General features: G+C 67.0%; 14 protein-coding genes and 1 other RNA gene. 5 read left to right on the plus strand and 10 right to left on the minus strand.

Annotated features, from left to right (window positions below):
* Positions 1–9: 9 nt before the first annotated feature.
* The 4 genes from SPDO_RS14865 to SPDO_RS14880 are packed head-to-tail and all read left to right on the plus strand — an operon-like array spanning position 10 to position 1,352.
* On the plus strand, positions 10–339 hold the full coding sequence (locus SPDO_RS14865; protein WP_088368312.1) for a hypothetical protein: 330 nt from the start codon (positions 10–12) through the stop codon (positions 337–339).
* 31 nt (positions 340–370) lie between these two features.
* Complete coding sequence (locus tag SPDO_RS14870) at positions 371–619, plus strand: hypothetical protein (protein WP_245829548.1); 249 nt, start codon at positions 371–373, stop codon at positions 617–619.
* 27 nt (positions 620–646) lie between these two features.
* A complete protein-coding gene (locus tag SPDO_RS14875; protein ID WP_088368313.1) occupies positions 647–886 on the plus strand; it encodes a hypothetical protein in 240 nt (79 codons plus the stop codon).
* Positions 887–935: 49 nt separating this feature from the next.
* Positions 936–1,352 (plus strand): SufE family protein, encoded by a 417-nt coding sequence (locus SPDO_RS14880; RefSeq protein WP_088368314.1) that lies wholly within the window; start codon positions 936–938, stop codon positions 1,350–1,352.
* A 54-nt stretch (positions 1,353–1,406) separates the two neighbouring features.
* On the opposite strand, the gene bla is transcribed toward SPDO_RS14880, so the two are convergent.
* Positions 1,407–2,285 (minus strand): subclass B3 metallo-beta-lactamase, encoded by an 879-nt coding sequence (gene bla / locus SPDO_RS14885; RefSeq protein WP_088368315.1) that lies wholly within the window; start codon positions 2,283–2,285, stop codon positions 1,407–1,409.
* A 96-nt stretch (positions 2,286–2,381) separates the two neighbouring features.
* On the opposite strand from bla, the gene SPDO_RS14890 reads away from it, so the two are divergent.
* A complete protein-coding gene (locus tag SPDO_RS14890) occupies positions 2,382–3,251 on the plus strand; it encodes a LysR family transcriptional regulator (RefSeq protein WP_088368316.1) in 870 nt (289 codons plus the stop codon).
* A 10-nt stretch (positions 3,252–3,261) separates the two neighbouring features.
* On the opposite strand, the gene SPDO_RS14895 is transcribed toward SPDO_RS14890, so the two are convergent.
* From SPDO_RS14895 to SPDO_RS14935, 9 genes are all read right to left on the minus strand, one after another.
* A complete protein-coding gene (locus SPDO_RS14895) occupies positions 3,262–3,552 on the minus strand; it encodes a (2Fe-2S) ferredoxin domain-containing protein (RefSeq protein WP_211280101.1) in 291 nt (96 codons plus the stop codon).
* Positions 3,549–4,085 (minus strand): J domain-containing protein, encoded by a 537-nt coding sequence (locus tag SPDO_RS14900; RefSeq protein ID WP_088368318.1) that lies wholly within the window; start codon positions 4,083–4,085, stop codon positions 3,549–3,551. Before SPDO_RS14900 ends, SPDO_RS14895 begins: the two co-directional genes overlap by 4 nt.
* Before the next feature lie 40 nt (positions 4,086–4,125).
* Positions 4,126–4,518: RNase P RNA component class A (gene rnpB / locus SPDO_RS14905), an RNA gene on the minus strand.
* A 132-nt stretch (positions 4,519–4,650) separates the two neighbouring features.
* On the minus strand, positions 4,651–5,163 hold the full coding sequence (locus SPDO_RS14910) for a hypothetical protein (RefSeq protein ID WP_088368319.1): 513 nt from the start codon (positions 5,161–5,163) through the stop codon (positions 4,651–4,653).
* Positions 5,164–5,231: 68 nt separating this feature from the next.
* On the minus strand, positions 5,232–5,681 hold the full coding sequence (locus tag SPDO_RS14915; protein WP_088368357.1) for a DUF983 domain-containing protein: 450 nt from the start codon (positions 5,679–5,681) through the stop codon (positions 5,232–5,234).
* Between the two features lie 114 nt (positions 5,682–5,795).
* A complete protein-coding gene (locus tag SPDO_RS14920; protein WP_088368358.1) occupies positions 5,796–6,485 on the minus strand; it encodes an N-acetylmuramoyl-L-alanine amidase in 690 nt (229 codons plus the stop codon).
* 66 nt (positions 6,486–6,551) lie between these two features.
* Positions 6,552–7,379, minus strand: coding sequence for a CheR family methyltransferase (locus SPDO_RS14925; protein WP_245829550.1), 828 nt, complete (start codon positions 7,377–7,379; stop codon positions 6,552–6,554).
* Positions 7,376–8,401 carry a chemotaxis protein CheB gene (locus SPDO_RS14930; RefSeq protein WP_245829551.1) on the minus strand — a complete coding sequence of 342 codons (1,026 nt, stop codon included), beginning with the start codon at positions 8,399–8,401 and terminating at the stop codon, positions 7,376–7,378. Before SPDO_RS14930 ends, SPDO_RS14925 begins: the two co-directional genes overlap by 4 nt.
* Before the next feature lie 38 nt (positions 8,402–8,439).
* A complete protein-coding gene (locus tag SPDO_RS14935; protein ID WP_088368321.1) occupies positions 8,440–8,805 on the minus strand; it encodes a response regulator in 366 nt (121 codons plus the stop codon).
* Positions 8,806–8,855 lie beyond the last annotated feature (50 nt).

Below are 8,855 nucleotides of genomic sequence, written 5' to 3' on the forward strand. Positions count from 1 at the left end.
AGGACCGCTATGACTGCCGCCGAAAAGATCCAGTTGTTCTCCGCTTTTGCCCCGGTGATTGCCACCGTCGGCATCGCCGGAATGCTGGGATGGGTCGCCACCACCTGGATGCGCATCCGCAACGGCTATCCGCTGGATGGTCAGTGGGGCCAGGCACTCTATCCCAAGCGCGACGACGAGACGATCGAGCGAGTAAAGCTGCTGACGACGGAAAACGGCCAGCTGCGCGCCGAACTCGGCGCGATCAAGGACCGGCTCCAGAACGTCGAGCGCATCGTCACCGACAGCGGCCACATGGTCGCGCAGGAAATCGAGCAATTGCGCAACCGCGCGAACTGACCCGAACCCACGAGAAAAAAGAGGATCCGAAATGCCCTGGTCTATCGTCTTCATGGTGCTCGGGATCGTGCTGATCACCTCGCTGGCGCGCGTGTCCAAGGAAAAGTACCGCGCCATGGGGCGCGTCGGCGAGGGCGAGGCACTGCCGCACGATGTGGTCGCCGCCCGCGAGGAAGTCCGCCAGCTGCGCGAGCGGATCGCGGTGCTCGAACGCGTCATCACCGACAATCACGGCAGCGCCGATCTGAGCCGTCAGATCGAAGAGCTGCGCGACCGCTAACCGCCTTTGAACAAGGGAGCAGGCATCATGTCCGACCCGAGCTTCTACCTCATCATGGCCAGCGCCGCCCTTGCCGGGCTGGCGATGCTGATCTCCGCCGGGCTTGCCGGCTGGCGCGGCTGGCTCCGGCTGAAGGAGCAGGAATTGCGCCAGGACGTCGACGCCCGCACGCCGGTGCCGGCCAGCACCAGCGCCCGGATCGAGATCGCGGATCTGCGCGAACGGATCCGCAAGCTGGAGGCGATCGCCGCCGGGGTGGACCTCTGATCCACCCTCTGGTTGCCGCGCCGCGGGCAAGGGGCTAGGCGCAAACGCGATGTCAGAGACCGCACCAGACCTCGCCGATCTTCGCGACGAATATGAGTTTCTCGACCCCGACGATCGCTATCGCCTCCTGATCGATCTCGGCCGCGCGCTGGAGCCGATGCCCGACGCGCTGAAGACCGATGCCACGCTGGTGCGCGGCTGCTCCGCCTCCGTCTGGGTCTATCCGACGCGCAGCGACGACGGCACGCTCCACTTCCTAGCCGACAGCAATGCCGCGATCACCAAGGGGATCATCGCGCTGGTGCTAAAGACGGTGCAGGACCGCGCGCCCGCGGAAATTGCCGCCGCCGACATCGAAAACGCGCTCGCCCCGTTCGACCTCAAGAACCAGCTCAGCTCGAACCGGACGCAGGGCATCCCCAACATGATCGCCCTGATCCGCGAAACCGCCGCCCGTTACCTTTAGAGTTTGATTGAGGCGTTTGGGCACGCTTCCCCGGCGCAGGCCGGCGCCGGTGCGCTACTGCCCCGCCTCCTTCTGCAACCGCCGCGCCAGCGCGCGCTCTGACGACGCCGCATAGGCCCGGCACGCGCTTGGGCGCGTCAGAAACCGCTCGGTCGCGCCATCCTGATCGGCGTGCGCGGTAATCAGAATATCGCATGGCATCGCCCGCATCGCCGCATGGCTGCGCCGAAAGGCCGCCACCACTTTCTGCCCGGCCGGCGAGGTGAAGCGATACCCCTCCGCCGACACCGGATTGAGGCTGGAGGCGAACACCAGAGTCTTGCACGCCGCGCCCTCGCACGACTGCCAGCTCCAGCTCATGCTACCTGCGGTATGCCCCGGCGTCGCCCGCGCGGTGATCGCCGTGCGCCCCAGCCGCAGCACCTCGCCGTCGCGCATCGCCCGCATCTTCGCCAGCCCCGGCGCGACCGCGGGAAAGCTGTGGTCATAGGCACGCTGCGGATCGTCGGCGGCCAGCCGCCCGCTGCGCAGACCCTCGGCCCCGCGCGCACTCGCCACCACCGTCGCGCCCGTATCACGCGCCAGCGCCGCAATCCCGCCGGCATGGTCGAAATGCGGCTCGGTGCTCAGGATATAGCGGATGTCCTTCGGGTCGAAGCCGAGCGTGCGCACGTTCGCAAGGATCGCCGGCACGCCCTGCGGCATGGCGCCGTCGATCAGAATCAGCCCCGCGCCCGTGTCGATGAGCGCCACGCTCAGCCCGCCGAAGCCCACAAGATAAGTATTGCCAAATACCTGCTCCGGCGCGCGCGGTGCCAGCCAGCTCGCCGCGCGCTCGCTTGCGATCGGCCGCAGCAGCGGATCGTCCTTCGGCGCCGCCGCCGCCGTGCCGGCGAGTGCCACCGCCATTATCACTGCGCGTCCCGATACCATGCCCCGATCTCCTTCGCCGCGATTATGGGTCGCAGCGCGGGCGCGGACAAACGGTCTTACCTCGACACAGCCATGAGAAAATCTGATGGGTCGCGCATGGACCGCGCCCAACTGCCGCTCAACGCCCTGCGCGCCTTCGATGCCGCCGCGCGCCACCTCGCCTTTACCCGCGCCGCGATCGAGCTGTGCGTTACGCCAAGCGCGGTCAGCCATCAGGTCAGCCAGCTCGAACGCCGCCTCGGCACCCGCCTGTTCGATCGCCTGCCCCGCGGCCTCGCCCTCACCGACGACGGCCTGGCGCTCGTCCCAGTAGTCGCCGAGGCATTCGACACGGTCGCCGCAACGCTCGATCGGTTCGCCGACGGCCGCTTTCGCCAGGCGCTGAACATCGGGGTGGTCGGCACCTTTGCCACCGGCTGGCTGCTCCCGCGGCTCGATCGGTTCGCCGCGGTGCATCCGCACATCGACCTGCGCGTCTCGATCAACAACAACCGCGTCGATCTCGCCGGCGAGGCGCTGCACTTCGCGATCCGCTTCGGCGATGGCGCGTGGCACGGCACCCATGCCGAGCCGCTGCTCCCCGCCCCGCTCGCGCCGCTTTGCACACCCGCAATTGCCCGCCGCCTGCACGACCCTGCCGATCTCGCCCGCGAGACCCTGCTGCGCTCCTACCGCGCCAACGAATGGGGTGGCTGGTTCGCCGCCGCCGACACGCCAGCGCTCCCGGCGCGCGGTGCCATGTTCGACAGCTCGGCCGTCATGGTCGCCGCGGCTGCTGCCGGGCTCGGCGTGGCGCTCGCGCCACCCGCCATGTTCACGCACGAGCTTGCGACCGAGCGCCTCGTTCAGCCCTTCCCGATCACCGTCCACGCCGGCCGCTACTGGCTGACGCACCTCCTGTCACGCAAGCCGGACCCGGCCATGCAGGCCTTCCGCACATGGCTGCTGGCCGAGGCCGCCGCTTAAGCCTCCACGCCTAAGAGAGGCGCGTCGCCAGCGCCTCCACATCCGCGCCCGCCGGCACCACCAGCCACTCCGCCGGCCGGCGCGTATCCACCACCGTCACCGCATTCTTCGGGCACAGGCCGAGGCATTTCACCTCCACCACGCCCACTGCCGCCTTGCGCCCCTTGCCGAAGCCCGGCGCGCGCCGCAGCACCTTGGCCAGCCGCTCGCCGCCCTTCGGCCCGAACCCGCCGTCCACCTTCTTGGAGCATTTCGCGCACACCAGCACCGCGCCGCGCCACTGCGCCTTGGCCGCCTTCACGCCGGCTTCCAGGTTCGCCGCTCCTCGGCGGTGCGAAGCACCTCATACGCCGCCTGGATCGCCTGAAATCGCTTGGCCGCATCCTTGTCGCCCGGCCGCACATCGGGGTGGTTGCTCTTGGCCATGCGCCGCCACGCCAGCCTTATGTCGTCGAACGTCGCGTCCGTCTCCAGCTCCAGCACCTCCAGCGCGCGCATCTCGTCGCGCGAGCGGCTGCCATCGCCCGATCCCGCCCAGCTCTGGTAGCGCGATTGCTCATACCCCGACGCATCGCGCCGCTCCGCCTGCTCGCGCGCCGCCGCCTCTTCGGCGTCCAGCCCTTCGAAGTAATTCCAGCCGCGATTATATTCGGCGGCATGCGTCTGGCAGAAATACCAGCGTTCGGGGCTGTTGGGAGACTTGGGCGCCGGGCAGTTCCCCGGCTCCTCGCAGCCATGCCGGTCGCACAGCCGCACCTGTGTCGCCTCGCGCGACGCGCCATATTCGCGCCAGCGGGGGAAGCCCCAGTCGTTTGATCGGGAAGAACGCGCCATCGCCTGCCATTTAGCGATTGAGCGGCCAAGGTTAAAGGCAAACACCAGAGGGCCTGTAAGCCGGGTTCTGTCCACCCTTTACGGGATAGGCGACCATTCCTCTTGGCGCGCCGTTGCCGACGCGCTCCAGCAACCAACCCGGGCAGCAGGTGGGAACACACCCCGAGGCTCAAGGCCCCATGCCGCCCCTATTCGGTCTTGCTCCCGGTGGGGTTTGCCATGCCGCCGCCGTTACCGGCCGCGCGGTGCGCTTTTACCGCACCCTTTCACCCTTGCCCGGCCGAAGCCTTCATCCTTGCGGATTGGGCGGTCTGCTCTCTGTGGCACTTTCCCTGGGGTCACCCCCGGCGGGCGTTACCCGCCACCGTTGTTCCATGGAGCCCGGACTTTCCTCGGCGTGGATGATCCACGACGCGGCCGCCCAGCCCTCTGATGTGCCGGCGGCTGTAGCGCGGCGCCGGCGGAATGCAAACCGTCTCCGGTCGAGCGGTTGTTGTTGAAGAGGGGAGCCGACGTTGAAGACTCTCGCAGTCAACGACATGTTCGCGTCGAACGGGAGCTGCGGTTAAGGAGCCTCCACCAAGGCGAGAACGATGTTCTCGCATACGTTCAAGCTAAACGTGATCTTCCTAGGGCCTCCTTCCGTGTCAGGCTCAACGGTTGTCAGCTCAAGACCGTCAAACCGGCACTTCCCTCGCCAATAGGTGTTCTTGGAATAAAAGTTGGCTTCGGTGAAAGAGTTATTCGCTCTCTCATTGAAGTTCATGAACTCATAATTATTACCGTCCCGGCCGATTGTTTTCTTGACACGGCGATCATAGACGAACTCCGTCAAACGTCGAGGAGAAGTTTTCGGGTCGCGGACACTAACGATCACGCGACGGGAACAATTGACGAGCAAAACAACGCCGCTTTCGTTGTTCTTGTTCTTGGCAGGTAGCGCCAACAGGCTGAACTTGTCTCCCGCCACCGCGGCAAGCTTCTGTCTGCAGACTGTGTTTCGTATTCCCTCTGTCGACGTTGCAGCCCCGCCCGAGACGATCGCAGACGCTAAGATAACGGCGAGTCCTGCAAGCATTCGCAAAGCCTGCCACTTCTTCGGTATGGCCGCAACCGAGCGTAATCACACGCCCATGCGCCATCACATCACTGATCGAAGTCGCCCCGATCCGTGCCATGCAATTGCGCCCACAACCGCTGCGTGCCGGCTTCCTGCGCGCGGTTGATGAACTGCGACGCCACCAACCATCCCTTGATCGGTCGCAGCGGCAGCAGCGTGCCGAGCACCATGATCGGCGTCGACGTCAGCAGGTGAACCCACCATGGCGGCGAAAAGGCCACCTCCACCCACACGACGATCGCGATCAGCGGAAGCGCGGCGATGCAGAGCGAGAAAAACGCCGGCCCGTCATCCGGCGATGCGAAGCGATAATCCAGCCCGCAGCATTCGCACCGGTCGGTGATCTTCAGCCACGATTGAAACATCCGCCCCTCACCGCAGCGCGGGCACAGACCTTTCCAGCCACTCCTCATGATCCAGCCGAATGCTTCGCCCTCGGCCAGCGTCGCCGACTTGTGGATCTTCTTGTCAGACATTGCCGGCTCCATCGCGATGCACCTGCCAAACGGCAGCATCCACGCGCCGACATAGTGCTCAGCCTATTGAGCAACGATTGGACGGATTGTCTCACATCGGCGAGCAGCCGGTGGCTAATCGTCTCCCTGCGGCCGCGGCAGCAGCAACGCGAGCAGGATCATGCGGCACTCCGCATCGATCTCGCCGTCGATCAGCTCGGGGCGGAAGCGGCGCTGGAACGCGACGATCGCCGCCATCTTGTCGGTCACGTCATAGCCGAAGCGTTCCAGCGCCAGCAGGAAGGCGGCCTCGCCCCACATCGGATCCATCAGGTTCTTCGTCGGACGGGGCAGCGCCAGCCGCAGCCGCGCCAGTTTGTGCCACGGAAACAGCTCGCCCGGATCGCGCTTGCGCGCCGGCGCGATGTCCGAATGCGCGACGATATTGCCGCGCGTGATCTCGTACCGGTCCTTGATCTGGTGGACCAAGCGGATCACCGCATCGACCTGCGCGTCCGTAAATGGACGATAGCCGAATTCATGCCCCGGATTGACGATCTCGATGCCGATCGAGGCGGAATTGACGTCCTCGATCTCGCGCCAATGCGATTTGCCGGCGTGCCAGGCGCGCTTCTCCTCGGGCACCAGACGGGTGATCGCGCCGTCTTCCTCCACCAGATAATGCGCCGAGACCTGCGCCTCGGGATCACGCAACCGCGCCAGCGCCGATGCCGCATCCTGCATGCCGGTATAATGAAGCACGATCATCGTGATCGGCAGTTTACGCTCGTCGAAATTCGGCGATGGCGCCTCGATTGGCGTCATGAACACTCCTGCAGCCCCGCGGTCGGTTCGCGGGCCTTAGCATTGCAGGGCGACGCCCCGCTATGGCTATGCGGCAGGCTTGGGCGCGACCAGTTCGTACAGCCCGCGAAACCGCTTGCTCGGCGCGAACCGGTCGGACTGGCCGATCACCGTCTCCCCCGCACCCAGCATCAGCAGCCCGCCCGGCCGCAGGCTGTCCGCGATCGCATCCAGCACGCGCGGCCTCAGGTCCGGCGCGAGATAGAACAGGACGTTGCGGCACAGCACGCCATCGAAAATGCGCCCTGGCGGCGTATCGAGCACCACGTTGCTGCGCCGGAAGTTGATGCCGCGCACCAGCGCCGGCCGCGCGATCCAGTCCGATCCGTCCTGGTCGAACCAGCGCAGCATCCGCATGGTCGCAAGCCCGCGCTGGATCTCGAACTGCGAATAGCGCCCGGCGCGTGCGCGATTGATCGCGTGGCCCGACACGTCGGTGGCGATCAGCTCGTGCTCCACCTCCCGCTCGGTCAGCGCCATGCTGAGCGACAGCGGCTCCTGCCCCGTCGAGCAGCCCGCGCACCAGATCCGCGGCCGACCCGTGGCAACGGTGGCAATCGCCTCCGCCGCCGTCTCGATCGCACCGGCATCGCGGAAGAACGAGGTTTCCTGGTTCAGCAGCGCGTCGACGATCTGGTCGGCCAGCGCCGCATTGCCGCCGCCGCGCACCTCGGCCACCAGCGCGTCGATCGAGGCCATGCCCCGCTCGGTGGCGATCGGCTTCAGTGCCGTGTCGATCCGCCACGCCCGGTTTGCCGCGATCCGCTGCCCGGTGCGCTGTTCCAGCAGCGCGGCGAGCGCCGACATGGTGAGCGCGCTCGCCTCGCCCGCGTGCATCTGCCGCTGAGCGATCATGCGAACACCCGCGCGCCGTCGATGATGAAGCTGCCGATCGCCTCGGGCGGCAGCACCGCCTGCGCCAGCCCCTCGGCCGCCACCGCGCCCGGCATGCCCCACACCACGCTGCTCGCCTGGTCCTGCACCACCACCGTCCCGCCGGCCGCGCGCACCCGCCGCGCGCCCGCCAGCCCGTCGCGTCCCATCCCGCTCAGCACCACCGCCAGCAGGCGCTTGCCGAAACACGCGGCAAAGCTTTCGAACATCGGATCGACCGATGGCATGTTGCCGTTCGCCACCGGCGCGCGGCTAAGCCGGATGCCGATCACACCCCCCGCCATTCGGGTTGCCATGAGATGCGCGTCACCCGGCGCCACCGCGATCATGTCGTCGCGCAGCAGCATGCCGTCGGTCGCCAGAACGCAAGATCGCCCCGTTGCGGCGCCTAGCTGCTCGGCGAAAAAGGGCACGAATGCTGCCGGCAGATGCTGCGTGATCACGATCGGGCGGCGAAACGCCGGCGGCAGCGCGGTCAGCAAGGTGTTGATCGCGTGGATGCCGCCCGTCGAGGCGCCGATCGCCACCGCGTCCACCTCGTGCAGCGTATCTGAGGGCGCCGCCAAGGTACGAATCGCCGGCTCGGATCGCTCGCCAAGCCGTACCAGCTTTTCCGCCAGCGCCGCCGCAAAGCTGCCGCTCGACAGGCAATTGCCCGGCTTCACCAGCGTATCCGCCGCGCCCAGCGCCAGCGCCTCCACCGTCGCCGCCGCGCCATCAGCCGCCGCGGAGGAGACCACCAGCACCCGTGCGCCGGCGCCCGCCGCCAGGATATCGGGCAGCCCCGCCAGCCCGTGGATCCCCGGCATCTCCAGGTCGAGCAGGATCACGTCCACGCTTTCGCAGGCGAGAAACTGCAGCGCGCCTGCGATGTTCGTCGCGGCATGCGCGACCGTGCACGCCGCCCCCTCCGCCATGCGCGTCAGCACCGCGCGCGCGACCGCCGAATCGTCGACGATCAGCACGCGAGGGCGCGCGCCCACGGGCGCCGCGATGGAGGCGGAGGCCGGCGCCATGAAGGTCAGGCGACGCCGACGATCTGGAGCTTGCTGGCCAGCGTTTCGCGGTCGAACGGCTTCATGACATATTCGTCGGCACCCGCGTCGATCGCCGCGCGGATATGCGCCACGCCGTTTTCCGTGGTGCAGAACACCACTTTGGGCCGCGGCGCGGCATCGGTGGTGCGCAGCGCGCGCAGGAAATCCATGCCGCTCATCACCGGCATGTTCCAGTCGAGCAGGATCACGTCGGGCATCTTCGAGCGGCAGGCGTCCAGTGCCTCCTGCCCGTCACCCGCCTCGGACACGGTAAAATCGAGCCCTTCCAGAATATGCCGGGCGACCTTCCGGATCACCTTGGAATCGTCGACGACGAGACACGATTTCATCAACTACAACCCCACTTATGGTACGCTCTAATGTGTAGAACGGCCGTTGT

The sequence above is a fragment of the Sphingomonas dokdonensis genome (genome assembly GCF_002197685.1).
Lineage (GTDB): Bacteria > Pseudomonadota > Alphaproteobacteria > Sphingomonadales > Sphingomonadaceae > Sphingomonas > Sphingomonas dokdonensis.

What these genes read in the sequence shown, in the direction of transcription:
- SPDO_RS14865 (WP_088368312.1), top strand. Translation starts at nt 10, where the DNA reads ATGACTGCCGCCGAAAAGATCCAGTTGTTCTCCGCTTTTGCCCCGGTG.
- SPDO_RS14870 (WP_245829548.1), top strand. Translation starts at nt 371, where the DNA reads ATGCCCTGGTCTATCGTCTTCATGGTGCTCGGGATCGTGCTGATCACC.
- SPDO_RS14875 (WP_088368313.1), top strand. Translation starts at nt 647, where the DNA reads ATGTCCGACCCGAGCTTCTACCTCATCATGGCCAGCGCCGCCCTTGCC.
- SPDO_RS14880 (WP_088368314.1), top strand. Translation starts at nt 936, where the DNA reads ATGTCAGAGACCGCACCAGACCTCGCCGATCTTCGCGACGAATATGAG.
- bla (WP_088368315.1), bottom strand. Translation starts at nt 2,285, where the DNA reads ATGGTATCGGGACGCGCAGTGATAATGGCGGTGGCACTCGCCGGCACG.
- SPDO_RS14890 (WP_088368316.1), top strand. Translation starts at nt 2,382, where the DNA reads ATGGACCGCGCCCAACTGCCGCTCAACGCCCTGCGCGCCTTCGATGCC.
- SPDO_RS14900 (WP_088368318.1), bottom strand. Translation starts at nt 4,085, where the DNA reads ATGGCGCGTTCTTCCCGATCAAACGACTGGGGCTTCCCCCGCTGGCGC.
- SPDO_RS14910 (WP_088368319.1), bottom strand. Translation starts at nt 5,163, where the DNA reads ATGCTTGCAGGACTCGCCGTTATCTTAGCGTCTGCGATCGTCTCGGGC.
- SPDO_RS14915 (WP_088368357.1), bottom strand. Translation starts at nt 5,681, where the DNA reads ATGTCTGACAAGAAGATCCACAAGTCGGCGACGCTGGCCGAGGGCGAA.
- SPDO_RS14920 (WP_088368358.1), bottom strand. Translation starts at nt 6,485, where the DNA reads ATGACGCCAATCGAGGCGCCATCGCCGAATTTCGACGAGCGTAAACTG.
- SPDO_RS14925 (WP_245829550.1), bottom strand. Translation starts at nt 7,379, where the DNA reads ATGATCGCTCAGCGGCAGATGCACGCGGGCGAGGCGAGCGCGCTCACC.
- SPDO_RS14935 (WP_088368321.1), bottom strand. Translation starts at nt 8,805, where the DNA reads ATGAAATCGTGTCTCGTCGTCGACGATTCCAAGGTGATCCGGAAGGTC.